29 protein-coding genes and 1 tRNA gene are annotated in these 25,915 nt (G+C 72.7%); 15 read left to right on the top strand and 15 right to left on the bottom strand.

Features of this window, described 5'->3' with window-relative positions; all coding sequences use genetic code 11:
- Window positions 1-4: 4 nt before the first annotated feature.
- Window positions 5-424 (bottom strand): TOBE domain-containing protein, encoded by a 420-nt coding sequence (locus AB0B01_RS11345; protein WP_361715848.1) that lies wholly within the window; start codon window positions 422-424, stop codon window positions 5-7.
- Window positions 425-515: 91 nt separating this feature from the next.
- Entirely contained in the window at window positions 516-1,334 is an 819-nt protein-coding gene (locus AB0B01_RS11350) for a VOC family protein (RefSeq protein WP_361715851.1), read from the bottom strand.
- Between the two features lie 141 nt (window positions 1,335-1,475).
- Between AB0B01_RS11350 and AB0B01_RS11355 the strand changes: the two genes are divergently transcribed.
- Window positions 1,476-2,024, top strand: a complete 549-nt coding sequence (locus AB0B01_RS11355) for an HhH-GPD-type base excision DNA repair protein (RefSeq protein WP_361715854.1) — start codon at window positions 1,476-1,478, stop codon at window positions 2,022-2,024.
- A 75-nt stretch (window positions 2,025-2,099) separates the two neighbouring features.
- On the opposite strand, the gene opcA is transcribed toward AB0B01_RS11355, so the two are convergent.
- Window positions 2,100-3,032, bottom strand: coding sequence for a glucose-6-phosphate dehydrogenase assembly protein OpcA (gene opcA / locus AB0B01_RS11360; RefSeq protein WP_361715857.1), 933 nt, complete (start codon window positions 3,030-3,032; stop codon window positions 2,100-2,102).
- Between the two features lie 141 nt (window positions 3,033-3,173).
- Entirely contained in the window at window positions 3,174-4,763 is a 1,590-nt protein-coding gene (locus AB0B01_RS11365) for a helicase HerA-like domain-containing protein (protein WP_361715860.1), read from the bottom strand.
- An 88-nt stretch (window positions 4,764-4,851) separates the two neighbouring features.
- Here AB0B01_RS11365 and AB0B01_RS11370 point away from each other — a divergent pair, with 88 nt between their 5' ends.
- Both AB0B01_RS11370 and AB0B01_RS11375 read left to right on the top strand, forming a co-directional pair.
- Window positions 4,852-5,148 carry a type II toxin-antitoxin system VapB family antitoxin gene (locus AB0B01_RS11370; protein WP_114058229.1) on the top strand — a complete coding sequence of 99 codons (297 nt, stop codon included), beginning with the start codon at window positions 4,852-4,854 and terminating at the stop codon, window positions 5,146-5,148.
- 165 nt (window positions 5,149-5,313) lie between these two features.
- Window positions 5,314-5,985 carry a LytR C-terminal domain-containing protein gene (locus AB0B01_RS11375; protein ID WP_361715863.1) on the top strand — a complete coding sequence of 224 codons (672 nt, stop codon included), beginning with the start codon at window positions 5,314-5,316 and terminating at the stop codon, window positions 5,983-5,985.
- 128 nt (window positions 5,986-6,113) lie between these two features.
- On the opposite strand, the gene upp is transcribed toward AB0B01_RS11375, so the two are convergent.
- Entirely contained in the window at window positions 6,114-6,749 is a 636-nt protein-coding gene (upp, locus tag AB0B01_RS11380; protein WP_361715866.1) for a uracil phosphoribosyltransferase, read from the bottom strand.
- A 271-nt stretch (window positions 6,750-7,020) separates the two neighbouring features.
- Here upp and AB0B01_RS11385 point away from each other — a divergent pair, with 271 nt between their 5' ends.
- The 10 genes from AB0B01_RS11385 to AB0B01_RS11430 all read left to right on the top strand — a co-directional run bounded on the left by AB0B01_RS11385 (window position 7,021) and on the right by AB0B01_RS11430 (window position 13,970).
- Window positions 7,021-7,965 carry a universal stress protein gene (locus AB0B01_RS11385; protein WP_361715869.1) on the top strand — a complete coding sequence of 315 codons (945 nt, stop codon included), beginning with the start codon at window positions 7,021-7,023 and terminating at the stop codon, window positions 7,963-7,965.
- A gap of 107 nt (window positions 7,966-8,072) precedes the next feature.
- Window positions 8,073-8,267 (top strand): hypothetical protein, encoded by a 195-nt coding sequence (locus AB0B01_RS11390; protein ID WP_361715872.1) that lies wholly within the window; start codon window positions 8,073-8,075, stop codon window positions 8,265-8,267.
- Between the two features lie 347 nt (window positions 8,268-8,614).
- Window positions 8,615-9,163, top strand: a complete 549-nt coding sequence (locus AB0B01_RS11395; RefSeq protein ID WP_361715875.1) for a hypothetical protein — start codon at window positions 8,615-8,617, stop codon at window positions 9,161-9,163.
- A gap of 8 nt (window positions 9,164-9,171) precedes the next feature.
- Window positions 9,172-9,654: a tRNA adenosine(34) deaminase TadA gene (gene tadA / locus AB0B01_RS11400; protein ID WP_361715951.1), complete on the top strand. Its 483-nt coding sequence runs from the start codon at window positions 9,172-9,174 to the stop codon at window positions 9,652-9,654.
- Window positions 9,655-9,711: 57 nt separating this feature from the next.
- Window positions 9,712-9,796, top strand: a tRNA-Ser gene (locus AB0B01_RS11405).
- Window positions 9,797-10,048: 252 nt separating this feature from the next.
- The gene (locus tag AB0B01_RS11410; protein WP_361715878.1) at window positions 10,049-10,339 is read left to right on the top strand and encodes a hypothetical protein; all 291 of its coding nucleotides are present in this window, start codon (window positions 10,049-10,051) and stop codon (window positions 10,337-10,339) included.
- A gap of 254 nt (window positions 10,340-10,593) precedes the next feature.
- Window positions 10,594-10,755: a hypothetical protein gene (locus tag AB0B01_RS11415; RefSeq protein ID WP_356845537.1), complete on the top strand. Its 162-nt coding sequence runs from the start codon at window positions 10,594-10,596 to the stop codon at window positions 10,753-10,755.
- A 263-nt stretch (window positions 10,756-11,018) separates the two neighbouring features.
- Complete coding sequence (locus tag AB0B01_RS11420) at window positions 11,019-12,089, top strand: RNA polymerase sigma factor SigF (RefSeq protein ID WP_361715882.1); 1,071 nt, start codon at window positions 11,019-11,021, stop codon at window positions 12,087-12,089.
- 220 nt (window positions 12,090-12,309) lie between these two features.
- A complete protein-coding gene (locus AB0B01_RS11425) occupies window positions 12,310-13,158 on the top strand; it encodes an RNA polymerase sigma factor SigF (RefSeq protein ID WP_356845539.1) in 849 nt (282 codons plus the stop codon).
- A gap of 65 nt (window positions 13,159-13,223) precedes the next feature.
- Complete coding sequence (locus tag AB0B01_RS11430) at window positions 13,224-13,970, top strand: hypothetical protein (protein ID WP_361715885.1); 747 nt, start codon at window positions 13,224-13,226, stop codon at window positions 13,968-13,970.
- Between the two features lie 68 nt (window positions 13,971-14,038).
- On the opposite strand, the gene AB0B01_RS11435 is transcribed toward AB0B01_RS11430, so the two are convergent.
- The gene (locus AB0B01_RS11435; protein ID WP_361715888.1) at window positions 14,039-14,281 is read right to left on the bottom strand and encodes a hypothetical protein; all 243 of its coding nucleotides are present in this window, start codon (window positions 14,279-14,281) and stop codon (window positions 14,039-14,041) included.
- 129 nt (window positions 14,282-14,410) lie between these two features.
- Here AB0B01_RS11435 and AB0B01_RS11440 point away from each other — a divergent pair, with 129 nt between their 5' ends.
- Together AB0B01_RS11440 and AB0B01_RS11445 are read left to right on the top strand one after the other, a co-directional pair.
- Window positions 14,411-14,830, top strand: a complete 420-nt coding sequence (locus tag AB0B01_RS11440; RefSeq protein ID WP_361715891.1) for a MarR family transcriptional regulator — start codon at window positions 14,411-14,413, stop codon at window positions 14,828-14,830.
- A gap of 23 nt (window positions 14,831-14,853) precedes the next feature.
- Window positions 14,854-16,506 (top strand): MDR family MFS transporter, encoded by a 1,653-nt coding sequence (locus AB0B01_RS11445; protein WP_361715894.1) that lies wholly within the window; start codon window positions 14,854-14,856, stop codon window positions 16,504-16,506.
- Between the two features lie 30 nt (window positions 16,507-16,536).
- Here the strand turns inward: AB0B01_RS11445 and AB0B01_RS11450 are convergent, their stop codons facing one another.
- The 9 genes from AB0B01_RS11450 to AB0B01_RS11490 all read right to left on the bottom strand — a co-directional run bounded on the left by AB0B01_RS11450 (window position 16,537) and on the right by AB0B01_RS11490 (window position 25,866).
- Window positions 16,537-17,190, bottom strand: coding sequence for a TetR/AcrR family transcriptional regulator (locus tag AB0B01_RS11450; protein WP_361715897.1), 654 nt, complete (start codon window positions 17,188-17,190; stop codon window positions 16,537-16,539).
- An 89-nt stretch (window positions 17,191-17,279) separates the two neighbouring features.
- A complete protein-coding gene (locus AB0B01_RS11455; protein ID WP_361715900.1) occupies window positions 17,280-19,508 on the bottom strand; it encodes a glycosyltransferase family 39 protein in 2,229 nt (742 codons plus the stop codon).
- Window positions 19,505-20,773, bottom strand: a complete 1,269-nt coding sequence (locus AB0B01_RS11460) for a bifunctional glycosyltransferase family 2/GtrA family protein (protein ID WP_361715903.1) — start codon at window positions 20,771-20,773, stop codon at window positions 19,505-19,507. The genes AB0B01_RS11455 and AB0B01_RS11460 overlap by 4 nt, the downstream gene beginning before the upstream one ends.
- Window positions 20,774-20,798: 25 nt before the next feature.
- A complete protein-coding gene (locus AB0B01_RS11465; RefSeq protein WP_361715906.1) occupies window positions 20,799-22,364 on the bottom strand; it encodes a HAMP domain-containing sensor histidine kinase in 1,566 nt (521 codons plus the stop codon).
- A gap of 5 nt (window positions 22,365-22,369) precedes the next feature.
- On the bottom strand, window positions 22,370-23,137 hold the full coding sequence (locus tag AB0B01_RS11470; RefSeq protein ID WP_361715909.1) for a response regulator transcription factor: 768 nt from the start codon (window positions 23,135-23,137) through the stop codon (window positions 22,370-22,372).
- Window positions 23,138-23,206: 69 nt separating this feature from the next.
- Window positions 23,207-24,124, bottom strand: a complete 918-nt coding sequence (locus AB0B01_RS11475; protein ID WP_361715912.1) for an amidohydrolase family protein — start codon at window positions 24,122-24,124, stop codon at window positions 23,207-23,209.
- Complete coding sequence (locus AB0B01_RS11480) at window positions 24,078-24,416, bottom strand: antibiotic biosynthesis monooxygenase (protein ID WP_361715915.1); 339 nt, start codon at window positions 24,414-24,416, stop codon at window positions 24,078-24,080. Before AB0B01_RS11480 ends, AB0B01_RS11475 begins: the two co-directional genes overlap by 47 nt.
- Window positions 24,417-24,526: 110 nt before the next feature.
- Window positions 24,527-25,435 carry a DUF2797 domain-containing protein gene (locus AB0B01_RS11485; protein ID WP_361715918.1) on the bottom strand — a complete coding sequence of 303 codons (909 nt, stop codon included), beginning with the start codon at window positions 25,433-25,435 and terminating at the stop codon, window positions 24,527-24,529.
- The gene (locus AB0B01_RS11490) at window positions 25,432-25,866 is read right to left on the bottom strand and encodes an Lrp/AsnC family transcriptional regulator (protein ID WP_356845552.1); all 435 of its coding nucleotides are present in this window, start codon (window positions 25,864-25,866) and stop codon (window positions 25,432-25,434) included. Before AB0B01_RS11490 ends, AB0B01_RS11485 begins: the two co-directional genes overlap by 4 nt.
- Window positions 25,867-25,915 lie beyond the last annotated feature (49 nt).

A 25,915-nucleotide genomic window follows, 5' to 3' on the forward strand; every position in this document is an offset into this window, starting at 1 on the left:
CGGCTCAGGCGGTCGCGAGGGCGATCTCGGTGGACTTGATCAGCGCGACCACCGGTGACCCGGCCTCCAGGCCGAGCGCGTCCACGGCGTCCCGGGTGATCGCGGCGGTCAGACCGCCCCCGTCGACGTCCACCTTGACGGAGGCCATGGCGGCGCCGGCGGTGATGTCGGAGACGGTGCCGCGGAGCTGGTTGCGGATGCTGATGCCGTCCACGGGGCCGGTGGCGAGCGCGACTTCGGTGGCCTTCACGAGGGCGGTGACGGCGGAGCCGTCGGCGATGCCGAGGTCCTTCACGGCATCCTTGGTGATGGCGGCGGTGATGTTCTGGCCGCCCTCCAGTCGCACCTTGACCGTGGCCATGGCCTGGCCGGCGGTGATGGCGGTGACGGTGCCGGCGAACTGGTTGCGCATGCTCAGGCTCATGTGTGCTCGACCTCTTGCGTAGGGGTGTCGTCGTCCGGTCCGCAGGAAGGGCCCGCCGCGCCGTGCGGGGAGCGGCAGGCCCGCGCGGAGGTCAGGCGTCCGTCATCTTCGGCATCTCGCCCGTCGTCTTCCCCATGTCGATCACCGCGAACGCCGCTCCCTGCTGGTCCGTCAGCGCGGCGAACCGGCCGAACGGGCTGTCCATCGGCCCGAAATGGAGCGTCCCACCGCGCGACTGCGCCGTGGCGACGGCGTCATCGCAGTCCGGGACGGCGAAGAAGACCTGGATGTACGGAGGGATCTCCGGCGGGAACTCGTCACCCATCCGCATCCGGCCGAGCACCGGGTTCTGCGGGCCGCCGACGCTGTAGATCTTGTAGTCCATCCCGGCCGCCTCGGGGTCGTCGCCGGGCTCCATCCGCTGGACGCCGTACGGGAAGACCTCCTTCAGGAACGCGTCGGCCTTCTCCGGGTCCCGCGTGAAGACCTCCGCCCACGCGTACGCGCCCGGCTCTCCGGTCTTCTCGAAGCCCCTGTGCTCGCCCGGCTGCCACACGCCGAACACCGCTCCACTCGGCTCCTTCGCCAACACCATCGTGCCGAAGCTGCCCACCTGCATCGGCTCCATCATCAGCTGCCCGCCCGCCGACTTGATCTTCTCGGCGGTCGCCTCGGCATCGGGCGAGGCGAAGTACAGACACCACTGCGAGGGCGCGTCGCCCCCCGGCATCGGCGGGACCACGGCCGCGACCGCCTTGCCGTCGGAGTAGGCCTGGGTGTAGTTGCCGTACTCGCTGCTCGCGTCACCGAACGTCCAGCCCAGCACCTCGCCGTAGAAGCTCTTGGCGCCCTCCACGTCCTTGAACATCGCGTCCACCCAGCAGGGAGCGCCTTCGGGGAACTCAGCCATGATCGATCGGCTCCTGTGTCGTCGTGTCGTTCCGTATGTGATGCGGGTCGTGTGACGCGGGTCGCGTTCCGCGTGCTTCTCACGCTAGGCGGGCGGTGCGGCGACCGCGCGGGGAACGCGCCCGCGCGGGACGCTGGAGGCATGGACATCACGATGCGGCTGGCCCAGCAGCCGGAGGCCGACGCGCTTCTCGGCCGCAGCCCCCTCGCCGCGCTCGTCGGCATGCTGTTGGACCAGCAGGTGCCGATGGAGTGGGCCTTCTCGGGGCCGTACACGATCGCCCGGCGACTCGGCGCGGACGACCTGGACGCCCACACCATCGCCGCGTACGACCCGGAGGCCTTCGCCGCGCTGCTCTCCGAGAAGCCGGCCGTGCACCGCTACCCGGGATCGATGGCGAAGCGCGTCCAGCAGCTGTGCGCGTACCTCGTCGAGCACTACGACGGGGATGCGGAGGCCCTCTGGCGCGGGGTGGGGACCGGGAAGGAGCTGCTGGAGCGGCTCAAGGCGCTGCCCGGCTTCGGCGAGCAGAAGGCGCAGATCTTCCTGGCCCTGCTGGGCAAGCAGCTGGGCGTCCGACCCACGGGCTGGCGCGAGGCCGCCGGCGGCTACGGGCAGGCGAACGTCTACCGCTCGGCAGCCGACATCACCGGGCCGGAATCGCTGGCCAAAGTACGGGCGCACAAATAGGAGATGAAGGCCGCCGCCAAGGCGCGGAAAACCGCGGATTGATGGGGAGGAGGGCCGGCCCCCGTACGACGACCGCTACGCGGAGAGCGCCGCCCGGGCCGGCCTCCTGCGCAGCGCCGACGCGTAGACCTCGTCCGCGTCGAGGCGCCGCAGCTCCTCCGCGACCAGCTCGGCCTTGCTGCGGATCTTCAGGGCCACCTTGCGGTCCGGGCTGCCCGGCAGGACGAGGGTGGCGAGGGACCCGTTCGGGCGGTCCACCTGGATCTCCCCGCCCGTGGTCTCCAGCCGGACCCGCGTGATCACCGGCCCGTCCGTGGTGATCCGCTCCACCGGCACCCCGAGGCGGTTCTCCAGCCAGCGCGCCAGCAGCTCGGCGCTCGGGTTGTCGGCCTCGCTCTCCACCGCCCCGGCCGTCACCGGCAGCGGCTTCTGGTCCAGCGCGGCGGCCAGCAGGGACCGCCAGGGCGTCAGCCGGGTCCAGGCCAGGTCGGTGTCCCCGGGTGCGTAGACCCCGGCCCGCCCGTCCAGTACGCCGACGGGGTCCGCCGCCGCTTCGGCGTCCGTGATCCGGCGCTGCGCCAGCGCGCCCAGCGGATCCCGGGCGGGGTCGTCGGGGGCGTCGGCCGGCCACCAGGCCACCACCGGCGCGTCCGGCACCAGCAGGGGCAGGACCACGGAACCGGCCTGGGCGGTGAGCGCCCCGTGCAGCCGCAGCACCACGATCTCCCCGCTCCCGGCGTCCGAGCCGACCCGCAGCTCGGCGTCCAGGCGGGTCTGGCGGAGCTTGAGCGGGCCGCGCGAGGTGCGCTTGATCACCGCGATGATCCGGCACGGGTGCTCGCGGGAGGCCTCGGAGGCCGCGCGGACGGCGTCGTACGCGTTCTCCTCGTCGGTGGCGATGACGAGCGTCAGCACCAGGCCCATGGTGGGGCTGCCGATGGCCCGGCGGGCGTCGAGCAGGGCCCGGTTGACCTTGCTGGAGGTGGTGTCGGTGAGTTCGGTCCGCATGGTCGAAGTCTGTCAGCGGCCGGCCGCCCGGCAGCACCCGGTCCGGGGACTCCCGCGGCCGAATACGTCACCTGTGCCCGGTGGCCGGCCCAGACCGCCTCGACCTGCCCGAACGGCCCGCCCCCCCGAAGCGCGGGTACGTCATCGGCGCCGCTTCGCCGTTCCGAAGACCGACCGGGAGATCTCCCGGCCCAGCTGGCTTCCGATCGAGCGCGCCAGCGAGCGGAACATGCCGCTCCCGACGACCTGTTCGGCCAGCGACCGCTCCTTCGGCGCGCTGCGCCCCGACTTCGCGGCCGCCCTCTGCTCCTCCTCGGCCTGCTTCTCGGCCTCCGCCGCGGCCGCGGCCTGCTCCGCCGCCGCCTCCGCCGCCGCCTGCTCGGCGCTGATCTTCTCGTACGCAGACTCCCGGTCCACCGGCTGCCCGTAACGGGCGTACAGCGCCGAGGACTTCACCGCCTGGTCCAGCGCCGCCGGCCCGATCGGGCCCATCAGCGACTGCGGGGCGCGCAGCCGGGTCGCCGCCACCGGGGTCGGCACGCCCTTCTCGCTCAGTACGGTGATCACCGCCTCGCCTGTCCCGAGCCCGGTGAGCAGCTCCTCCAGGTCGTACGGCGAGTTGGGGAAGGTCTTCACGGTCGCCTTCAGCGCCTTCGCGTCGTCGGGCGTGAAGGCGCGCAGGGCGTGCTGGATCCGGTTGCCGAGCTGGCCGAGCACATCCGCCGGCACGTCCTTGGGGGTCTGCGTCACGAAGAACACGCCGATCCCCTTGGAGCGGATCAGGCGCACGGTCTGGGTGATGGACTCCAGGAAGGCCTTCGAGGCGCCGTGGAAGAGCAGGTGCGCCTCGTCGAAGAAGAAGACCAGCTTGGGCCGCTCCAGATCGCCGACTTCGGGCAGGTCGGTGTAGAGGTCGGCCAGCAGCCACATCAGGAAGGTGGAGAACAGCTGCGGCTTGTCCTGGACCGCCGGGAGTTCCAGTACGGAGACCAGCCCGCGCCCGTCCGGCGCCGTACGCAGGAATTCGCCGGTGTCGAACTCGGGCTCCCCGAAGAACTCGGCGGCGCCCTGCTGCTCGAAGGCGGTCAGCGCCCGCAGGATCACCCCGGCCGTCACCGTGGACAGCCCCCCGATGCCCTTGAGCTCGGCCTTGCCCTGGTCGGAGACGAGGAAGGCGACGACCGCTCGCAGGTCCTTGAGGTCGATCAGCTCCAGGCCCTTGGAATCGGCGTAATGGAAGATCAGGCCGAGGGACTGCTCCTGCGTCCGGTTGAGCTGGAGCACCTTCGACATCAGGACCGGGCCGAAACTCGTCACCGTGGCCCGTACCGGAATGCCGGTGCCGATCCCGCCCAGCGCGTAGAACTCGCTGGGGTATCCGGTGCCCTGCCACTCCTGGGCGACCTCCGCGGCCCGCCCGGTTACGCGGTCGCCCGGGGTGCCCGGCACCGAGATGCCCGACACGTCGCCTTTGATGTCCGCGAGGAACACCGGGACGCCGTTCGCCGAGAGTTGCTCCGCAATGAGCTGGAGGGTCTTGGTCTTGCCCGTTCCGGTGGCGCCGGCGACCAGGCCGTGCCGGTTGAGCACGGACAGCGGGATGCGGATCTGCCGGTCGGGCAGACAGGCCCCGTCCCAGAGCAGGGCCCCCAGGTCGAGCGCGGGCCCGGTGAAGGCGTACCCGGCGGCGATCCGGTCGGCCGGGGACCCGGGGTCGGTGCTCTCGCTCATTCATCACTCCCGAATTGGACCTGTGTGCCACTTTTGCACCGGGATAGCGAGGCTGCGCCCGCAGGCACCGGCCCGGTAGGCTTTCCGTGTGATCTTCAAGCGCATCGGAAACGGGCGGCCGTACCCCGACCACGGCAGGGAAACCACCCGGCAGTGGGCGGATGTCGCCCCGCGCCCGGTCCGGCTCGACCAGTTGGTGACCACCAAGGGACAGCTGGACCTTGAGACGCTGCTCGCCGAGGACTCGACCTTCTACGGGGACCTCTTCGCCCACGTCGTGAAGTGGCAGGGCGACCTCTACCTGGAGGACGGCCTGCACCGCGCCGTACGCGCGGCCCTCCAGCAGCGCCAGGTCCTGCACGCGCGCGTCCTCGAAATGGACTGACCGCCAGGACGTGTCCGGCTGCCCGCCCGTCCGTACGCTTCCCGGCGCCTTCCCGGCGCCTTCCCGGCGCTTCCGGTTCGCGCGGATTGCGCCTTTCGGGTCGGTCTTGCCCTATCAACACATCATTTGGTGGGCATCGGCAGCGGGCGGTACTACGCTGCGCCCATGAGCATGCTCACTCCCCCCGGCATGGGCGGAAAGTACCGCGTCACGGGAGCGGCCTATCCCCGCATGAGCCGGCCCCGGCGGCGCCGTCGGATCGTCCTCACCGCGCTCGGAGCGGTCCTCGGCCTCGCCCTGCTCGGCTACGGGACCCTGCAGCTCATGGACGTCTTCCGCGGCGGGAGCGGCGGAAAACGCCATGCCGCCGCAGGCCGGGACTGCCCGACGGCGACACCGGCCAAGCCGAAGGCGGGGGGCGCCGCGGCAGCCGCGGCCAACGCCTCCGCCGCACCCGCCGTCACCCTCCCCGAGCCCGGCCAGATCACGGTCAACGTCTACAACGCGACGCCGCGCGCCGGACTCGCCAAGGCCGTCGGGGACGAGCTCAAGAAGCGCGGCTTCACCGTCGGCAAGGTCGGCAACGCCCCCGCCGACTTCGACAAGAAGGTGCCGGGCACCGGGATACTGCTCGGCTCCCCCACGACCGACAAGGGCGCCTACTCCGTCCTGGGCACCCAGATCGAGGGCGACACGCAACAGACCGACGCCCGCGAGGGCGCGGACATCGACCTGATCCTCGGCGACTCCTTCAAGGAGCTGAGCCCCAAGGAGACCGCGGACCGGGAACTGGCCGTGCTGGCCCACCCGCAGCCCGCGCCCGCCAAGACCTGCTGACGCGCCGACCACGCCGACCACGCCGACCACGCAGCCGAGCAGCCGAGCGGCCGCGCCGCCAACGGAACGCCGCAGGGCCCCCCTCCGGGGCGGCCCTGCGGCGTTCCTGTCGTCCTGACCGGCTCTGCCTACTCGGCCGAGCCGTACATGCGGTCTCCCGCGTCGCCCAGCCCCGGCACGATGTAGCCGTGCTCGTTGAGCCGCTCGTCCACCGCGGCCGTCACCACCGTCACCGGCGTGCCCGCGAGCTCGCGCTCCATGACCTCGACGCCCTCCGGCGCGGCCAGCAGCACCACGGCCGTGACGTCGTCGGCGCCGCGCTTGATCAGCTCCTGGATCGCCGCGACGAGGGTGCCGCCGGTGGCCAGCATCGGGTCGACGACGTAGACCTGGCGTCCGGAGAGGTCCTCCGGCATGCGCGTCGCGTAGGTGGAGGCCTCCAGGGTCTCCTCGTTGCGGACCATGCCGAGGAAGCCCACCTCGGCGGTCGGCAGCAGCCGCACCATGCCGTCCAGCATGCCCAGGCCGGCGCGCAGGATCGGCACGACCAGCGGGCGCGGGTACGAGAGCTTCACACCCGTGGTCGGGCCGACCGGGGTGGTGATGTCGGACTGCTCGGTGCGGACGTCGCGGGTGGCCTCGTACGCGAGGAGGGTCACCAGCTCGTCGGCGAGCCGACGAAAGGTGGGGGAGTCGGTGCGCTTGTCGCGCAGGGTGGTCAGTTTGTGCGCCACCAACGGGTGATCGACGACCTGCAAACGCACAACATCCTCCAAGACTCAGCTGTCGGGTTCCGACCTGCGACCTGCAAAAACGGCCGCATGTTTCCGCGACCCACAGGCAAAAGGCTACGCGGTGCGCGCACCCGCGCGCGTACGAACGGTCGGCCGCGCGGTGGCGAGGGCGGCGGGCCGGGGTGGCGGGCGGGGCGGCGGGCAGCGGTGGCGGGCGGGCGGGGCGGCGGCGGTGGCCTGGGGGCGGCCCCGCGCGGGCCCGCGTATTGCGGCCCGCCCGCACGCCCAGCAGGCTGGACGGATGAGGAACGCACCGGTGATCGCGGCCGTCGACGGATCCGAGCACAGCCTGGCGGCCCTGGAATGGGCCCGGACCGCGGCCCTGCGCCACCGCACCGGGCTCCTGGTCGCCCACGTGCTCCCCGGCAGCTCCCAGCTGTACGCGGCCCGCCGCTCCGCCCTGGCCGACGCCTCCGAGCCCGAGCAGTACGCCGACCCGGTCGCCGAGCAGATCCGCGACCTGCTCGCCGGGACCAAGGCCGCCGACCTGCCGGACGAGGTGCGGTACGAGGCGCTGGAGGGCTCCGTCCCCGAGGCCCTGCGGGTGGTCGGCGCCGAGGCCCGGATGCTGGTCATGGGCTCCCGGGGCCGCGGCGGCTTCGCGGCCCTGCTGCTCGGCTCGAACAGCCGCGCCGTGGCCACGACGGCCCCCTGCCCGGTGGTGGTCGTTCCGCACGCGGCGCGCGGTGTGGAGGCCGCCTCGGAGCCCTCGGCCGGGCGGGTGGTGCTCGGCCTGCACGCCGCCGAGACCGCCGACGACGTAGTGGACTTCGCCTTCGCGGAGGCGGCCGCACGGGGGACCACCGTCCAGGTGGTCTCCGCGTACGCGGTCCCGCCCGCGCCGGCCCTCGTGGTCGACAGCCCCTTCATGGTGATCCCGCCGGAGGGCCTCGCCGACGACGGCGACGCGGTGCCGGCGGAGCGGGAGATGCTGAGGTCCCAGACGGAGCGGCTGGCACCGTGGCGGACCCGCTATCCCGACGTAGCGGTCGAGCAGGCCGCCGTCCCCGGGGACGCCGCGGGCCGGCTGGTGACCGCCTCCCGGTCGGCGGCGCTGGTGGTGGTGGGACGCCACCATCCGCGGCGCAGTGTCGGGTCCCTGATGATCGGATCGGTGGCGCACGCCGTCCTGCACCACGCGCACGGCCCCGTGGCCGTCGTACCGACCCTGTCGGACAGCGTCTGACCTGCACGGGGGTGGCATCAATCGGCCTGTCCGGGGGAAAGTGGAGGCAGGGGGTCTGCTTCGCGCCTGCGGAGGAGGACGACCGGACCAGCCAGGGGTGGTGGCCGATGCCCGACACGCAGCCGAGCCAACAGAATGACGAGTCCGAGGCGACGGAGACGGCGGCGCAGCGAAGGGCGCGCCGGGCCCAGTTCCTGCGCGACCTGATGGAGGCGCGGGCCCTGCGCGACCGCGTCCAGCCCCGCCGCGCCCGCGCGGCCCGCATGCGTCAGCAGATGCGCATGCGCACCTTCCGCTGGTAGCGGCCGGCACCCGGAGCGCGACACGGCCGAGCTGCCGGGTCGATCCGTACCGGGCCGTACGGCCCCCGGCGGAGCGGCCCGTACGGCCCGCCGAAGGGCCGCCGCGCCGGGGGGACGCGGGTGGATCGGCGGCGGCCGACAGGCCGCCCCGCCGCACCCCCGCACCCCGCGGAGCGCACGGCACGGCACGACGCAAGCGCGGAAGACCTCTCGCAACGCCGCCGTTTCTGCCACGATGCCGATTGGGCGGGGCACGAAACGGTGAGCAGGACGGCCGTTCCAACCCTCCCCACCTCCGGCCGGGGGGACCTCCAACCGGCACGCCTATGACCAGTGGGAGAGTCACGGTGTACTTCGCCGCACTGCTCGCGCGCACCGAAGACGGGTGGGAAGCGAGCGACATGGAACTCGACGACGTCGAGTCCCTCAGTGATCTGATCGATCTCGCCCGTGCCGCCGCTGTCGACGACGACACGGTGGTCGCCCTCATCGAGCAGGAGGACGCCTGGTTCGGCGTCGTCCGCGTGGACGGCGAGGAGGACCCGCGGTACTTCGTGTCGAACGCCTCCGCGGCCTCCCGCAGCTCCTACGGCTCGATGCTGACCGACGAGCTGCTGGGCAGCGACGAGGAGGACGACGAACTCGACGAACTGGACCTGGACGGCACCGAGGACGGCGAGGAGGACACCATCTCGGCGTTCACCGACCTGGGGGACGGCGAGGACGAGGAGGTCGGGTCGGGCGCGGAGCCGGTCCCGGCCGGTCCGCTCGGTGACCCCCGGCTGCTCGACGACCTCGGCGTCAGCCACAAACAACTGATGGCCCTCGACGGGGACGCCCTCTCGGAGATCGCCGATTCCCTCGGCGCCACCGAGGTGCTGGAGGCCGTCCGCTAGTGATCGCCATGCACCACCCCACGCACGGTCCCGATCCCGTACGGGACCCGTGGCGGGACTCCATGCGCCTGGCGCTCCAGGAGGCCGCCCGGGCGGTGCCGGCCGGCGATGTGCCGGTCGGCGCCGTCGTGCTGGGCCCGGACGGGGGGCTCCTCGCCACCGGGTACAACGAGCGGGAGGCCACCGGCGACCCGACGGCGCACGCCGAGGTACTGGCGCTGCGGCGGGCGGCCGCCCGGCTGGGGGAATGGCGGCTCGCGGGGTGCACCCTGGTGGTGACCCTGGAGCCGTGCGTGATGTGCGCGGGCGCGCTCGTCCAGTCGCGGGTGGCGCGCGTCGTGTACGGGGCCGCGGACGAGAAGGCGGGCGCGGCGGGCTCGCTGTGGGACCTCGTACGGGACCGCAGGCTCAACCACCGTCCCGAAGTGGTGCGCGGCGTGCTCGGCGAGGAGTGCGCGCGACAGCTGACGGACTTCTTCAGGGACCTCTGAGGCGGCTCGGCGACACCGATTTCAGCGGATGCCGATCCTTAGGCTAGGATCCATCTCGGTAGTGTGTCCGAGTGGCCGAAGGAGCTCGCCTCGAAAGCGAGTATGGGGCAACCCATCGGGGGTTCAAATCCCTCCACTACCGCTTCTACCGAGAGCCCCGCCCCGCAAGGGACGGGGCTCTCGGCGTCTTTGCGCTCGCGGCGTCTTTGCGCTCGCGGCGTCTTTGCGCTCGCGGCGTCTTTGCGCTCGCGGCGGCGTTCCCGTACGGGCGCGGCCGTTCGGGGCAGCCGGTGCGAACGGGCGCCGGGCCGGACGGCCGCCGGTGCGTACTCCGCTCCGGTGAGGGCGGGGGCGGCCGCGCGTGACCGGCCGCCCGCTCGGCCGTTGTCACGGCATGACCAAGACCCAGCGCATGCTCGCCGCCTTCGCCCTCGCGGGGGCCGCCGCGGGCCTCGCCGCACCGGCCGCCTCCGCCGCCCCCCTGGCCCCGCTCGCCCTCCCGGACCTGCCGCAGGCGGCGCCGAACATGCCGGAAGGGGCCACGCCCGGCTCCGTGCAGGAGATCGGCTCCATGGTCACCCCCGGGCTGAACCAGCTCGGCCAGCTGATGAACCTGCCGAACCACCTGGCGCCCGTGATCGCCCCCGTCGAGCCCGTCCTGGGCCTGGCCGGCGCCATCCAGTAGCCGTCCGGGCCGCCCGCCGGCGCTTCCGCCTCCGTACACCGAAGGCCCCGACCGGGGTCGGGGCCTCACCCACCGGTTTCCTGCCAGAACCGGTGGGTTCGTCTTCCATACTGCGCCGCGCGCACCCGCGCACCCAGCGGCAAAAGGCCCGGGACGCCGGGCCGTTGGTCCATAAAGCCCGGGTGAGTGCCCGGAGATGACCGGTTAGACTCACCCGACTGCGCAAAGCCCGGTTGGGGAGGCCGACACCGCTCATGGAAACCAAGAAGATGATCATGGGTGGACTGTTGGTGTTCGTCCTCTTCGTGATCATCACCCAGCCGGTCAAGGCTGCCGACATCGTCAAAATAGGCTTCCAGGGCATTTCGGACGCCGCCCACGGCATCGGCGCGTTCATGACCGAACTGGTGCGCTGACCCGTACGCTGAAGCGGCTTCCGGACTTCCGGCCCCCCACTCCGACGGGTGGGGGGTTTTGCGTTACCGGCGCACACCCGCGCCGCCCGGGCCGGCCTTGTCGTGGCCCCACCCAAAACACCCCATTATGCCCAACTTGCCCTCAACACGGCGATATACGGTGCTTGCACACAGTGCACATGTCTTGTGATGCTATGACCGCTTTTGACGGATGAGTTACATGAAGGGGTGGCGTGACCGTGCCGGCCAGTACAGCGCCTCAGGTGCCACCCCAGCAGGACCCCCAGCACGGACCTCAGCACGGCTCCCAGCACGGGAGCGAGCAGATCCACCAGATCCACCAGGTCCAGCAGACCCGGCAGGCCGAGAAGAGGGTCGAGCAGCAGACCGAGCACGGGAGCGAGCACGACGCCCAGGTCCCGCCCCAGCATGAGGCCCAGTCGCACCCCCAACCGCACCCCCAGCCGGATGCCCCGGCCGGAGCGGCCCGGGCGGCCGACACCCCGCACGCCCGGCCGGAGGCGCTCCCGCAGGCCCCCGCGGAGCCGCCGACCGCCCCCAGGCCGCAGGGCCGGGGCGCCGACACCCGGGCCCTCACCCAGGTCCTGTTCGGGCAGCTGAAGGGCCTCCAGCCGGGCACCAGCGAGCACAACCGGGTGCGCGGGGCCCTGATCGAGGCCAACCTCCCGCTCGTCCGCTACGCAGCCGCCCGCTTCCGCAGCCGCAACGAGCCGATGGAGGACGTGGTCCAGGTCGGCACGATCGGGCTCATCAACGCCATCGACCGCTTCGACCCCGACCGCGGGGTGCAGTTCCCCACCTTCGCCATGCCGACCGTCGTGGGCGAGATCAAGCGGTACTTCCGCGACAACGTCCGAACCGTCCACGTGCCGCGCCGGCTCCACGAGCTGTGGGTGCAGGTGAACGCCGCCACCGAGGACCTCACCACCCTGCACGGCCGGACCCCGACCACCCCCGAGATCGCCGAGCGGCTGCGGATCACGGAGGAGGAGGTGCTGTCGTGCATCGAGGCCGGCCGCAGCTACCACGCCACCTCACTGGAGGCCGCCCAGGAGGGTGACGGCCTGCCCGGGCTGCTGGACCGCCTCGGCTACGAGGACCCCGAGCTCGCCGGTGTCGAGCACCGCGACCTCGTACGGCACCTCCTCGTACAGCTGCCCGAGCGTGAACAAAGGATCCTGCTGCTGCGGTACTACAACAATCTGACGCAGTCGCAGATCAGCGCGGAGCTCGGGGTCTCCCAGATGCACGTGTCCCGGCTGCTCGCGCGGAGCTTCGCGCGCCTGCGATCCGCAAACAGGATCGAGGCTTAACCGGAACGAGTGGAGATCGCTCCACCGTTTCCCGACAGAACGGGCTCATTCCGCTCTGTCGCTGGAGATATATGTCGACATGGCGCTACAGCGCGTTGCCGACATGTGACATTCTGCTGGAACCGCGTTTGCCGCAGCCCCGCCTCCGGTATTCAGGTGGAGGCTGCGTTCCTCCGACGGGCGCGCCCAACGCGACCGTCCGCGACCTCAAGGGGGTGGCATGTCCGTAGATCAGGGCAGCTCCAAGGTGCTCACGCTCGTCAAGAGCGAGGCGCCGGCAGCACCTGCAGCGTTCGACCGCTCGGAAGCCATCGACACCCGCACCCTCTCCCGCTCCCTCTTCCAGCGACTTGCCGCCCTGGACGCGGACAGTCCCGAACGGGCGTACGTACGCGACACCCTGATCGAGCTGAACCTGCCCCTCGTGCGGTACGCGGCCGCCCGCTTCCGCAGCCGCAACGAGCCGATGGAGGACATCGTCCAGGTCGGCACGATCGGCCTGATCAAGGCGATCGACCGGTTCGACTGCGAACGCGGGGTGGAGTTCCCGACGTTCGCCATGCCGACGGTCGTGGGCGAGATCAAACGATTCTTTAGGGACACGTCCTGGTCCGTGCGCGTCCCGCGCCGCCTCCAGGAACTGCGCCTCGCCCTCACCAAGGCCAGCGACGAGCTCGCACAGAAGCTCGACCGCTCGCCGACGGTGCCCGAACTGGCCGCCGTGCTCGGGGTGTCGGAGGAGGACGTGGTCGACGGTCTCGCCGTCGGCAACGCCTACACCGCCTCCTCGCTCGACTCGCCCTCCCCCGAGGACGAGGGCGGGGAGGGCTCCCTCGCGGACCGCCTCGGCTACGAGGACAGCGCCCTCGAAGGCGTCGAGTACCGCGAGTCGCTGAAGCCGCTGCTCGCCAAACTCCCGCCCCGGGAGCGGCAGATCATCATGCTGCGGTTCTTCGCGAACATGACCCAGTCGCAGATCGGCGAGGAGGTCGGCATCTCCCAGATGCACGTCTCGCGGCTGCTGACGCGCACGCTCGCGCAGCTGCGGGTGGGCCTGATCGGCGAGTGAGGGCGGCGCCCGGCCGGTGAGCGTACGGGGTTCCCATCTGACGCGGAGTCAGTGACACTACGGCGATGCGAATGGGACCGCGCGCGTTCACCCTCCTCGCCCTGTGCTGCACGGCCGCCGCCGCCGGCCTGACCGGATGCGGCGGCCCCGTACGCGACGGCTACGCGGCCGCGGGCGCGGTGGCCCCCGGCCCGGAGCGGATCGCGGGCGACAACGTCGCCCCGCAGGCCCCGGTGGAGTTCCAGCCGCTCTCCGGCCCGTCGGCGGCGGGCGGATCCCCGTCCTCCTCGCGTACGGCGCCCGGTGCACCGGAGGTCCAGCCCCCGGCCGGCTCCGCCCAGGGCGGAGCCGCGAGCACCGCGCCCGGCGCCCCGCTGCCACCCTCCACCGCCCCCGGGGCGAGGCCGACCTCAACGCCGCCCGCCACCCCCGGCGCCCCGCCGGGCGGCACCCCGGGGACCACCCCCGGCACCACCCCGGGAGCCACACCGCCGCCCGCGTCCACTCCGGCGCGGCTGACGCCCGGCCCGCTGACCCGCGCTCCGGCGGCGGACCGCTGGTGCGAGCGGGTGACCGTGGGATTCACCAACACCGGCAGCACGGCGGCCCGTTCGGGCACGGTCGGCTTCGAGACGCACATCATCGGCGCCCTCGGCATCGACTGGGCGACGATCACCACGTCCCAGCCGCTGCCCGCGCCCATCCCGGGTGGCACGACGAGGACGCAGACCTACACGGTCTGCGTGGAGTCCTGGCGGGTCCCCCTGGGCATGCACGTGGAGACCCGCCGGGCCGCGGTCACCTGGAGCTGAGCGCCGTGCGCCCAGGGCTCGGCCCGAGGGCTTGCCCCAGGGCTCGGCCCCGGGCTTGCCCCAAGGGCTCAGCGCAGGGCCAGCCAGGCGACCGCGCCGATGAGGAGCACGAGGCCGAGGGCCAGACCCAGACGGGCCCCGGTCTTCGAGCCGGCCGGCTTCGCCTGCCGCCGCGAGCCGGGGGCGGCGGCCCGCACGGGCTCGGCCTCCTCGACGAACGCCCGGAACATCTGGGTGCTGCCCGCGGGGTCGTAGTTGCCCTCGGGACCCTGGGAGTTGTGGTTCGAGTTCGAGTACTGGTTCGCAGCCATGGGTCAGGACCCTAGCGGGTTTTCCGATTCCTTTACCGCCTCACCCCCGGATTCATTTGCCTGTAGCAACCAATCGCTTCTATGGTTGCCCTAAGCAACAACTAGCGAAGAGGGAGAGGGGGACACCCGGTGACCACCGCCACCCGCTACGAGGAGCTGGCCCGCCAGCTCACCGGCATCGGCGCGGTCAAGCGTGATCTCGCCCGCATGCTCCCCGCGGACTGCCCGCCCGGCTCCGCCGCCGTGCTCACGGTGCTCGACCGCCACGGCGAGATGCGGCTCAGCCGCCTCGCCGACCACATGGCCGTCGACATCTCCGTGACCAGCCGCCACGTGGCCCACGTCGCCGACCGCGGGTGGATCACCCGTGACATCGACCCCGGAGACGGCCGCTGCCGGATCCTGCGGCTCACCCCGGCCGGCCGCGCGCTGCTCGCCGAGCTCGGCGCCCGGTACACCGGCGCCCTCGAAAGAGCGCTCGCCGACTGGTCCGCCCACGACATCGACGTACTGAACACCCTGCTGTCCCGGCTCCGATCGAGCTTCTAGACACTTCCGGACGAAGGAACCACATGGCTACCCCCACACCCACCGGTGTGCGGGCAGGCGGCCCGTCGGAGACCACTTCCGACGGCGTGCCCGCGCCCGCCCCCGCCCCCATGACCCACCCGCAGATCATGAAGGCGCTGTCCGGGCTCATGCTCGGCATGTTCGTGGCGATCCTGTCGTCCACGATCGTCTCCAACGCCCTGCCGCAGATCATCAGCGACCTCGGCGGCACCCAGTCCTCGTACACCTGGGTCGTCACCGCGGCCCTGCTGTCGATGACGGCGGCGACCCCGCTCTGGGGCAAGCTCTCCGACCTCTTCAGCAAGAAGCTGCTGGTCCAGATATCCCTGGTCATCTACGTCCTCGGCTCCGTGGTCGCCGGCATGTCGCAGAACACCGGCATGCTCATCGCCTGCCGCGTGGTCCAGGGCATAGGCGTCGGCGGCCTGTCCGCCCTCGCCCAGATCGTGATGGCCGCGATGATCTCCCCGCGCGAGCGCGGCCGGTACAGCGGCTACCTCGGCGCGGTGTTCGCCGTCGCCACCGTCGGCGGTCCGCTGCTCGGCGGCGTCATCACCGACACCGAGTGGCTGGGCTGGCGCTGGTGCTTCTACGTCGGCGTCCCGTTCGCGATCATCGCCCTGATCGTCCTGCAGAAGACGCTGCGCCTCCCGGTCGTCCGCCGCGACGTGAAGGTCGACTGGCTCGGCGCCTTCCTGATCAGCGGGGCCGTGTCCCTGCTGCTGATCTGGGTCACCCAGGCCGGGGACTCGTACGGCTGGCTGTCCTGGACCACCGTGGCGATGACCGGCGGCGCGGTGGTGCTCGGCGTGCTCTTCGTGCTCGTGGAGTCCCGGGCGAGCGACCCGATCATCCCGCTGCGCCTGTTCCGCAACAAGACCATCAGCCTCGCCTCGGCCGCCTCGCTGTTCGTCGGCATCGCGATGTTCTCGGGCACGGTGTTTTTCAGCCAGTTCTTCCAGTTGGCCCGGGGCGAGTCCCCGACGATGTCCGGAATCCTGACGATTCCGATGATCGGCGGGCTCTTCGTCTCCTCCACGGTTTCCGGCCAGGTGATCACCAAGACCGGCAAGTGGAAGGCCTGGCTCGTCTCCGGCGGTGTCCTGCTGACGGCCGGGCTCGGCCTGCTGGGCACTCTGCGGTACGACACCCCGTACTGGCACATCGCGGTCTACATGGCGCTGACCGGCCTCGGTCTCGGCATGATGATGCAGAACCTGGTCCTCGCCACCCAGAACCAGGTGGCCCCGGAGGACCTGGGCGCGGCCAGCTCCGTCGTCACCTTCTTCCGCTCGCTCGGCGGCGCCATGGGCGTCTCGGCGCTCGGCGCGGTCATGGCCAACCGGGTCACCCACTACGTCAAGGACGGGCTGGCCGCACTCGGCCCGAAGGCGGCGGCCATGGGCCACGGCGGCACCGCCGGGGGCGGGATCCCCGACCTGGACAAGCTCCCGGCGCCGTTCCGCCAGGTCATCGAGTCCGCGTACGGGCACGGCGTCGGCGATGTCTTCCTCTACTCCGCTCCCTGTGCGCTCCTCGGGCTGATCCTGGTGCTGTTCATCAAGGAGGTCGCCCTGAAGTCGAAGCCGGCGGTGCACACCCCGGCGGCAGCCTCGACGCCGGCCGCCACGTCGGCCGCAGCGACAGCCGAATAGCCGCTCCGCGGGGCAGTGGGGAGCGGCCCGCTAGGCCCGGCCCCGGGCCGGCAGGCCGTTCCGTGCGGCGGCCTTCGCCTCGATGCCGGCGATCAGGACGTCGAGCGCCAGGCCGAAGTCTCCCTCGGTCGACCCCAGGACCGTGCCCCCGCAGCCGTGCAGGAACTGCGACACGGCCAGGTGGGCGCCGGTCCGGGCGCCGTCCGTCAGGCCGGTGGCATCGAGCAGACGCTGCAGCGCCGCGTCGAAGGCCCGGGCGTGCGGGCCGATGTTCGGGTACGCCGCGGTCAGCGGAGCCACCCAGGGGTGGTCCGCCAACAGCCGCCGGTAGCCGAAGGCGAGCAGACGCAGCCGGCCGGGCCAGCCCTCGGGGGCCGACCCGGCCGGACCGGTCTGCGGCGGAATGAGCTCGCCCAGCGCCCGGTCGAGGGCGAGTTCGAGCAGGTCGTGCTTGGTGTCCACGTACCAGTACAGGGACATCGCGGTGACCCCGAGCCCGGCCGCCAGGCGCCGCATCGAGAACCGGGCCAGTCCTTCGGCGTCGAGCAGCCGTACCGTCGCGCAGGTGATCCGCTCCCGGTCCAGGCCGGACGGCGCCTCACTGCGGCGTCTGGCGGGGGCGGCCGGCCGGGAGGCCAGCCACACACTGGTTCGGTTCGTGCCGGAATCGGCCGCGGTCACCATGGAGGCACCCTCCTCACAACAGCTGGATCAGCCCGGAATGCCCGGTCCGCCCACTTGATGCTAGAGGTGCCCCTCGCGTTCCGCCTGGTTCAGGACGGGGTGGACGCGCCGTTCAGAGGGGCCGTCAGGTCGTAGAAGGTGGCGCTGCCGATGGTGACGGAGCGGAAGTTGGCCCGCACCCAGCTCGCGATGGCGGTGCTCGTGGACCCACCGGGGCCGCCCGGGCCGCCGGGACCACCACCGCGCGTGCCCTCGCCGCCTGAGCCGTTGCCCTCACCGATGAAGTAGTGGATCCTCCCGGACTTCACGTACTCCTGGAACTTCGCCAGGGTCGGCGACGGGTCGCTGCCGTTGAAGCCGCCGACGGGCATCACCGGTTGACCGGAGGCCAGCTGGTAGCTCGCCGCGTTCTGGGCGCCGACGGCGGCCGCCGCCCAGGTGTAGGCGTCCGCATCCTTGCGCAGCGCCGCCGTGGCCTGTGCGCTGGGCTTCGTACCGTTCAACAGTCCGCCGGGGCCGCCCGCGGCACCGCCGCGCCCGGCGCGCTCGCCGGGAAATCCGGTGGCTCCCCCCGGCATCCCGGCGCCGAACGGGCCGCCGCCCGGAAACCCCTGGGCGGCGTTGCCCGCCCCGCCCCGGGGGCCTCCCTGCGGACCGCCCTGCCGGCCCTGCTGTCCCTGGCCCTGCTGTCCCTGGCCGGCGCCCTGCGGGGCGGCGCCCGGCGGAAAGTCCCCGCCCCCGGGGAACCGCATGCCCATCCGGCCGCCCGCGACCGCGGGCCCCGCCGTCACGATCGACCCTCCGCGCGCGGAGTCCACGGTGGTCAGGCAGTACGCGAGCGGACCGGCCAGGGCGGCGCCCAGGCCCAGGGCCGCCGCTCCCACCGCGAAACGGCGGCCGAGCCGGGCCCCGAGGAGCAGCCCGAGGGCGGCGGCCGCACCGGTGGCCAGGACCGTCCAGCGCAGCCACGGCAGGTAGCCGGAGGAGCGCCCCAGCAGGACGTACGACCACACGGCGGTCAGAGCGAGGGTGCCGGACAGCGTGACCGCGGCGGCCCGGCTGCCCCGTTCCTCCCACAGCAGCGCGGTGCCCATCCCGACGAGGGCGGCCACGAAGGGCGCCAGCGCCACGGTGTAGTACTCGTGGAAGATGCCCTGCATGTAGCTGAAGACGAGGGCGGTGATCAGCAGCGCCCCGCCCCAGACCAGGAAGGCGGCGCGGGCCATGCCCTCCAGGGAGTCGGCGGCGCGGCGGGCCCGCCAGGTGATGACCAGTCCGGCAACCAGCATGATCAGGGCGGCGGGCAGCAGCCAGGAGATCTGACCGCCGATGTTGGCCGAGAAGAGCCGGTCGATCCCGGTCTCCCCCCAGCCACCGCCACCGCCGCCACCCGCTCCGCCAGGGCGTGCACCGCCGCCGACGCTGCCGGTCTCGTTGCCGTTGATCCGGCCGAGGCCGTTGTAGCCGAGGGTCAGCTCCAGGAAGGAATTGGTCTGCGAGCCGCCGATGTACGGGCGGGAGGCCGTCGGCCAGAGCTCCACGATCGCCACCCACCAGCCACCCGCCACCACCACCGCGGCACCGGCGAGCAGCAGTTGCCCGAGCCGGCGGCGCAGGCGGGTGGGTGCGCAGACGGCGTACACGAGGGCCAGCGGCGGCAGGATGACGAAGGCCTGCAGGGTCTTGGTCAGGAAGGCGAAGCCGATCGCGACTCCCGCCCAGACCAGCCACTTCGTGTGGGCGCCGTCGAGCGCACGCAGCACGCAGGCGACGGTGACCGTCAGCAGTAGGGTGAGCAGCGCGTCGGGGTTGTTGAAGCGGAACATCAGCGCGGCGACCGGCGTCAGCGCGAAGACCGCGCCGCTGATCAGGGCGGCCGCCGGCCCGAAGTGGCGGCGTACCGCGGCGTACAGCACGGCGGTGGTGCCGACCCCCATGAGGGCCTGCGGGACGAGGATCTGCCAGGAGCCGAGGCCGAACAACCGCACGGACAGGGCCATCGGCCACAGGGCGGCCGGGGGCTTGTCGACGGTGATGGAGTTCCCGGCGTCCGACGAGCCGAAGAAGAAGGCCTTCCAGCTCTCGCTGCCCGCCTGGACGGCGGCGGAGTAGAAGGAGTTGGCGTAGCCGGAGGCGCCCAGGTTCCACAGCAGCAGGACGGCCGTGGCCAGGAGGAGCGCCGCGTAGGCGGGCCGCTCCCAGCGGGGGCGCTCCCGGCGGGAGTGCGCGGAGCTCGCCCCAGCGGCGGTCGTCGGCGGCTGCGGGGTCGGGGCCCGTTCCGGGAACGGGGAGTCCATGGGGGGTACGGCCGTGGTCATCGGATGTCGTCCTTCACAGGGGTGGGGCGCCGCTCGGGAAAGACCCAGGCGCGGAAGAGCAGGAACCGCAGCACGGTGGCGGCGAGGTTGGCCGTGATCAGGACGGCCAGTTCGGTGCTGTGGGCGGGGCGGGCGGTGGCGGCGCCGAGCGCGGCGAGGGAGCCACTGGTCAGCGCCAGGCCGACGGCGAACACGACGAGCCCCTGCGCCTGGTGGCGGACGGCCCTGGCCCGGCCTCGGACCCCGAAGGTGAGCCGGCGGTTGGCCGTGGTGTTCGCCACGGCGGAGACCAGCAGGGCGATGGCGTTGGCGGGCTGCGGGCCGGTGCCGAGCCGGAAGAGGGAGTACAGGAGCAGATAGCCCACGGTGGACAGCACGCCGACGGCGCAGAAGCCGAGGAGCTGGCGGGCCAGCCCGCTCGGCAGCCCGGGCAGGGCGCTGCGGTCGCGCGGATCGTCCCCGAAGGGGCGGGCGAGCCGGTCGAGCGGCAGTGCGCCCATGGCCAGGGCCCGGCCCACCCGCCAGACGCCCTTGAGGTCCTCGGTGGCGGTCTTCACGATGTGGACGGTGGAGTCGGGGTCGTCGACCCAGTCCACCGGCACCTCGTGGATCCGCAGTCCGGCCCGCTCGGCGAGCACCAGCATCTCGGTGTCGAAGAACCAGCCCGAATCCTCCACGAGCGGCAGCAGGCGCTGGGCGACGTCCCGCCGGATGGCCTTGAACCCGCACTGGGCGTCACTGAAGCGGGCGGCGAGCGAGGACCGCAGGAGCAGGTTGTAGGCGCGGGAGACGAACTCCCGTTTGGCTCCGCGCACCACCCGTGAGGAGCGGGCGAGGCGGGTGCCGATGGCGAGGTCGGAGTGCCCGGAGATCAGCGGGGCGACCAGCGGCAGCAGCGCGTTGAGGTCGGTGGAGAGGTCCACGTCCATGTACGCGAGGACGGGGGCCTCGGAGCGGGACCAGACGGTGCGCAGGGCGCGGCCGCGGCCGTTCTCCTCCAGGCGGGTGCTGCGTACGCCGTCGACGCTGCCCGCAAGGGCGGCCGCGACCTGCGGGGTGCGGTCGGTGCTCGCGTTGTCGGCGATCGTGATCCGGAAGGGGTACGGGAAGGTACGGGTGAGGTGGTCGTGGAGTCGGCGCACGCACGGGCCGAGGTCCTTCTCCTCGTTGAAGACCGGGATCACCACGTCGAGTACGGGCTCGCCGGGCACGGGCGCGAGGTGCGCCCGAGCGGGGAGGGCGCCCAGAGAGGTGTCGATTGGCATGCCCCGACCCTCGCCCGGCGGGCTGTCACCGCTGTGTGCTGAGCCTGTGCCCTGTCTGTGAGTTCCGCTCCGTGCGCTCGGGGTCCGCGGCCAGGGGCAGCAGGACTTCGAAGCAGGTCCGCCCCGGCTCGCTGCGCACGTCGACCCGGCCGTCGTGCGCGCTCACCACGGCTTCGACGATGGCGAGTCCGAGGCCGGTGGAGCCCGCGTGGCGTGAGCGCGAGGCGTCGCCGCGCGCGAACCGCTCGAAGACATGGGGGAGCAGGGCGGGCGGGATGCCGGGCCCGTTGTCCTCGATCCGCAGCCGGACGGCGGATGTTTCACGTGAAACATGGGCCGTGACGGTGGTGCCGGGCGGGGTGTGGGTTCGGGCGTTGGCGAGCAGGTTGACCAGGACCTGCTGGATCCGGGCCGGGTCGGCGCGGACGGGCGCGGGCTCGTCGGGGAGGGTCAGGCGCCAGTGGTGCTCGGGCCCGGCGGCCCGGGCGTCGCTGACGGCATCGATGACGAGCGGGGCCAGGTCGGTGTCGGTCGAGCAGAGCGGACGGCCCGCGTCGAGCCGGGCCAGCAGCAGCAGGTCCTCGACGAGGCCGGTCATCCGGGTCGCCTCGGACTCGATGCGGCCGAGGGCGTGCCGGGTGTCGGGGCCGGGCTCTTCCCGTCCCCGGCGGGTGAGTTCGGCGTATCCGCGGATGGAGGCCAGCGGAGTGCGCAGCTCATGGCTGGCGTCCGCGACGAACTGCCGGACCCGCATCTCGCTCTGCTGGCGGGCGGTGAGGGCGGAGGAGACGTGGCCCAGCATCCGGTTGAGGGCCGCGCCGACCTGGCCGACCTCGGTGCGCGGGTCGGCTTCGGCATCCGGCACCCGCTCGTGGAGGTCGGGTTCCCCGCTGTGCAGCGGCAGTTCGGAGACGCGGGTGGCGGTGGCCGCCACCCGCCGCAGCGGACGCAGGGCGACCCCGACCAGGGCCTGTCCGGCGAGCGAGGCGGCGATCAGGCCGGCCAGGGTGACGAAGACCTCGACGGCGATCAGGGTGCTCACGGTGGAGTCGACCTCGGCGAGCGGGAAGCCGAGGATCAGGCTGCCGTCGGGGGCGGTCAGCGCCCGGTAGGCACCCAGCCCCGGCACGTCCAGATCGACGGCCTCGGGCCGGCCCTGTCCGGCGGCCTTGCGGGCGGCCCGCTCGAAGGCGGCAGCCTGGACGGTGGTGAGGGGCTGGCGGGGCTCGTACCCGGGGCCGCCGACGGCGGCGCTGCGGCCGCCGGTGCCGACGGACCTGCCGTTGGCGTCGAGCCGGATGCCGGCGGTGCCGAGCGGGCTGCCGGGGCCCAGGATGAAGGCGTCCTTGTCGCGAGCGGCCTTGGCCGCGCCGGCGCCGTGGGTCGCCATCTCGACGGAGACGCGCAGCTGCTCGTCGAGCTTGTCGACGAGGTAGGAGCGCAGCGCGAGGGTGGTGACGGCCCCGATGGCAGCTCCCACGACGGCGATCAGCGCCACCGCGGAGACGACGAGCCGGGCCCGCAGGGACCAGGACCGCGGCGGGTGCAGCCAACGGGCCCCGCCCCTGAACGCGGGGCGCAGCCGTCGCACTGCCACTACTCGGCCGGCTTGATCAGGTATCCGGCGCCGCGCCGGGTGTGGATCATCGGGGGCAGGCCGGGGCCGCTCTCCAGCTTCCGCCGCAGGTAGGAGATGTACAGCTCGACGACATTGGCCTGACCGCCGAAGTCGTACGACCACACGCGGTCAAGGATCTGCGCCTTGCTCAGCACGCGCCGCGGGTTGCGCATGAGGTAGCGCAGCAGCTCGAACTCGGTGGCGGTCAGGTGGATCTCCTGACCGCCCCGGGACACCTCGTGGCTGTCCTCGTCGAGCCGCAGGTCACCCACGGCCAGGACGGAGCCGCCTCGTGCGGCCTGCGCCGCACCCGAGCGGCGGACCAGTCCGCGCAGCCGGGCCACGACCTCCTCCAGGCTGAACGGCTTGGTGACGTAGTCGTCCCCGCCCGCCGTCAGGCCGGCGATCCGGTCCTCGACGGAGTCCTTCGCGGTCAGGAACAGCACCGGGACCTGTGGGAGCTCGCGGCGCAGCCGGCCGAGCACGGCCAGCCCGTCCATGTCGGGGAGCATGATGTCGAGTACCACGACGTCCGGCCGGAATTCCCGCGCGGCCCGCACCGCGCCGGCCCCGTCCCCCGCGCTGCGGACCTCGCAGCCCTCGTAGCGCAGGGCCAAGGACAACAGCTCGGAGAGCGAGGCTTCGTCGTCGACGACGAGGACCCGGCACGGGGTGCCGTCGGGCCGTACGAGGGCCGTGGGCGTGCCGGCGGACGTGGACGCATGGGAGGTGGTCGTCGCTGTCATGCGACCACGCTGGCCGCCGCCTCTGAGAGCGTTGTTGTTCCTCCCTGTGAATTTCCTGAGAAACGCCTCTCAGGGGTTCGGGCCCAGGCCGAACAGCCGGGCCCCGTTGTCATGGCAGACGGCGCGCAGCCAGGCGTCACCGAGACCGAGCCGTTCGAGGGCGAGGAGCTGGTGTTCGTAGGGGTAGGGGATGTTCGGGAAGTCGGTGCCGAGGAGGATCCGGTCGCCGAGGTCCGCCAGCCGTCCGAGGTCCCCCGGCGGGAACCCGCCGAACTGCTCGGAGAAGTCGGTGAAGGCCATGGTGGTGTCCAGCCGCACCTCGGGGTGGCGGTCGGCCAGGTCCAGGAAGTCGGCGTACTCCGGCATGCCCATGTGCGCGACGATCAGCGGCAGCCGCGGGTGGCGGGCCAGCAGCCGGGCGATCGGCTCGGGCCCGGTGTGCTTGCCGGGGACCGGACCCGAGCCACAGTGGATCACGATCGGGATCCGGGCCTCGGCGAGCAGCCCCCAGACGGGTTCGAGCCGCTCGTCGTTCGGGTCGTACCCGCCGACCTGGAGGTGCGCCTTGAACACCCGGGCGCCGGCCTCGACGGCCTGGCGGACGTACCCGGCCGCCTGCTCCTCGGGGAAGAAGGTCGCGGTGTGCAGGCAGTCGGGAGTGCGGGCGGCGAAGTCCGCGGACCAGGAGTTGAGCCAGGCCGCCATCTCCGGCTTGTGCGGGTAGAGCATGGAGGTGAAGGCGCGGACCCCGAACGCACGCAGCAGCGCGACCCGCTGCTCCTCCTCGTGCCGGTAGGTGATGGGCCAGGCGACGCCGGTCAGCGGGCCGACCGCGTCGAAGTAGTCCCACACCTTCTCCAGGACCCGTGCGGGCATGAAGTGGGTGTGTACGTCGACGAGTCCGGGCAGCCCGAGCCGCTCCCGGATGGCGCGGACCGCCTCAGCCGTTGCGGGCAAAGCCGTGACTCCGCTCGACGGTGGCGACATGCAGGGTGTAGCTCTCGTACCAGTCGGAGCGGCCCTGCTTCATGGCCGCCTGGTGCTCCAGGTCCTGCCGCCACAGGGTCAGGGACTCGTGGTCGCGGAAGTAGGCGACGGTGATGCCGAGGCCGCCGGGGGAGCGGGCGGACTCGTAGCCGAGGAAGCCGGGATTGCCCCGGACGATCTCGCCCATCCGGGCGAGGGTCTCCGGGTAGCCGGTGTCTTCGGACGTGCGGACACTGCTGAACACCGCCATGACGTAGGGCGGTTCGAAAGCGGGTACGGGCTGGATGGTCATGCCGACCACCCTCGGCGCAGGCCCCCCGGCATGTCCACCGGAAAGAGGCCCGAGGAGCCAAAGGGATCCAAGTTTTGACCCGCCGATCAGGGCCGTGGCCACGGCGGCGGTCAGAAGAGGCCCTCCTGCCCGCCGCCGTCGCCACCGCCGTCACCGGTGGGCATGGGCGGGATCCCGGCGACCGGCACCCCTGCCGCGCCCTCGGCTGCATCGGCTCCGGGGGCGACGAGTTCCCAGCCGGCCAGCAGGCGGGTGTCGACCACGAGCCCGTCCGCGAAGTGCAGATCGGGACCCGCCGCGGCGACGAGGCGGCCGACGACGGTCCCGCCGGGCGCCATCGCGGTGACCACCGTCGTCGGGGCGGGCAGTCCCGCCAGCCCGAAGACGCCCGCATGGTCGGTGACTTCGCAGGCCAGACGGTCCAGCGACTCCGGCCATCCCGCCAGCGCGGCGGCCCGGGCATGCAGCTCGGCGACCTCCCGGGCCCGCTCCTCCCCGGCCGGCAGGTGCCCCCGTACGGCGCGCTTGCGGGCGTACGCGATCCGGTCCGGCACCCCGAGGGCCGCCCGCAACAGCTCCTCGGTGCGGCGGGCGGCCATCAGCGGCCCCCGCCCCAGCCAGGCCCAGGTCACCGCCCCCTGCTCCAGCAGCCGCACCGGGCCGCGCTCCTCGACGGTGATGCCGACCTTGACCATGCCCGGCCCGAACCAGGCGAGGTAGACCCGGTACGGACGCGGATCGGCGGCGTTGGTGTCGGCCGCCACCGAGAATGACCGGTCCAGGCGGGCGCATTCGGGGCACTGGGCGTTCCCCGCCCGGGCGGGCACGGTGGCGGTGGTCGGACACGGGGTCCGCCTCCCGGCCCGGCGCACCCCCAGGCAGCGCCGCTCCCCGCGCGCCGCGAACGCGGGGCGCTGCCCGTAGGCGAGCGGGCTGGTGCGCTCGCCGCGCCCCTCGGCGTACCACCCGATGGCGGGCTGCCCGTCGTTCCACCGGATCCCGGTGCACCACCAGGTCACAGGGGCAGGGCCCGCTCGAAAAAGGTCTCCAGGACGACGGTGGCGTGCGTACCGCTGACCCCCTCGATGGCGTAGAGGCGCCGCAGCACGTCCTGGAGCTGCTCGGTGGAGGCCGTGCGCACCTTGACCAGGACCGACGCGCTGCCCGCGATGATGTGCGCCTCCTGGATCTCCGCGATGGCCTCGAACGCGGGGCGGGAGTCCCCCATCCAGGCGTTGGAGTCGACCATCACGTAGGCGAGCACCCCGCTCCCGACGGCCGCGGGGTCCACGTCGATCGTCGTGCGGCGGATGACTCCGCGCTCGCGCAGCTTGCGCACGCGCTCGTGCGTGGCTCCGGCCGAGAGCCCGACGGCGGCGCCGAGGGCGGCGTACGACTGGCCCGCGTCCTGCTGCAGACGCAGGACGAGCGCCCGGTCGATGTCGTCCACGCGATCTTCCCTTCCCATCCCGGTTTCCATGGAATCCCTTGCGCAGACG

The sequence above is a fragment of the Streptomyces sp. NPDC044571 genome, assembly GCF_040647115.1.
GTDB lineage: Bacteria > Actinomycetota > Actinomycetes > Streptomycetales > Streptomycetaceae > Streptomyces.

Coding starts and splice junctions, on each gene's coding strand:
- tadA (WP_361715951.1), top strand. CDS start 9,172: ATGCACCACCCCACGCACGGTCCCGATCCCGTACGGGACCCGTGGCGG.
- AB0B01_RS11475 (WP_361715912.1), bottom strand. CDS start 24,124: ATGTCGCCACCGTCGAGCGGAGTCACGGCTTTGCCCGCAACGGCTGAG.
- AB0B01_RS11375 (WP_361715863.1), top strand. CDS start 5,314: ATGAGCATGCTCACTCCCCCCGGCATGGGCGGAAAGTACCGCGTCACG.
- opcA (WP_361715857.1), bottom strand. CDS start 3,032: ATGCGGACCGAACTCACCGACACCACCTCCAGCAAGGTCAACCGGGCC.
- AB0B01_RS11350 (WP_361715851.1), bottom strand. CDS start 1,334: ATGGCTGAGTTCCCCGAAGGCGCTCCCTGCTGGGTGGACGCGATGTTC.
- AB0B01_RS11425 (WP_356845539.1), top strand. CDS start 12,310: ATGTCCGTAGATCAGGGCAGCTCCAAGGTGCTCACGCTCGTCAAGAGC.
- AB0B01_RS11410 (WP_361715878.1), top strand. CDS start 10,049: ATGACCAAGACCCAGCGCATGCTCGCCGCCTTCGCCCTCGCGGGGGCC.
- AB0B01_RS11435 (WP_361715888.1), bottom strand. CDS start 14,281: ATGGCTGCGAACCAGTACTCGAACTCGAACCACAACTCCCAGGGTCCC.
- AB0B01_RS11480 (WP_361715915.1), bottom strand. CDS start 24,416: ATGACCATCCAGCCCGTACCCGCTTTCGAACCGCCCTACGTCATGGCG.
- AB0B01_RS11345 (WP_361715848.1), bottom strand. CDS start 424: ATGAGCCTGAGCATGCGCAACCAGTTCGCCGGCACCGTCACCGCCATC.
- AB0B01_RS11365 (WP_361715860.1), bottom strand. CDS start 4,763: ATGAGCGAGAGCACCGACCCCGGGTCCCCGGCCGACCGGATCGCCGCC.
- AB0B01_RS11390 (WP_361715872.1), top strand. CDS start 8,073: ATGCCCGACACGCAGCCGAGCCAACAGAATGACGAGTCCGAGGCGACG.
- AB0B01_RS11430 (WP_361715885.1), top strand. CDS start 13,224: ATGCGAATGGGACCGCGCGCGTTCACCCTCCTCGCCCTGTGCTGCACG.
- AB0B01_RS11470 (WP_361715909.1), bottom strand. CDS start 23,137: ATGACAGCGACGACCACCTCCCATGCGTCCACGTCCGCCGGCACGCCC.
- AB0B01_RS11355 (WP_361715854.1), top strand. CDS start 1,476: ATGGACATCACGATGCGGCTGGCCCAGCAGCCGGAGGCCGACGCGCTT.
- AB0B01_RS11445 (WP_361715894.1), top strand. CDS start 14,854: ATGGCTACCCCCACACCCACCGGTGTGCGGGCAGGCGGCCCGTCGGAG.
- AB0B01_RS11415 (WP_356845537.1), top strand. CDS start 10,594: ATGGAAACCAAGAAGATGATCATGGGTGGACTGTTGGTGTTCGTCCTC.
- AB0B01_RS11385 (WP_361715869.1), top strand. CDS start 7,021: ATGAGGAACGCACCGGTGATCGCGGCCGTCGACGGATCCGAGCACAGC.
- AB0B01_RS11450 (WP_361715897.1), bottom strand. CDS start 17,190: ATGGTGACCGCGGCCGATTCCGGCACGAACCGAACCAGTGTGTGGCTG.
- AB0B01_RS11460 (WP_361715903.1), bottom strand. CDS start 20,773: ATGCCAATCGACACCTCTCTGGGCGCCCTCCCCGCTCGGGCGCACCTC.
- AB0B01_RS11455 (WP_361715900.1), bottom strand. CDS start 19,508: ATGACCACGGCCGTACCCCCCATGGACTCCCCGTTCCCGGAACGGGCC.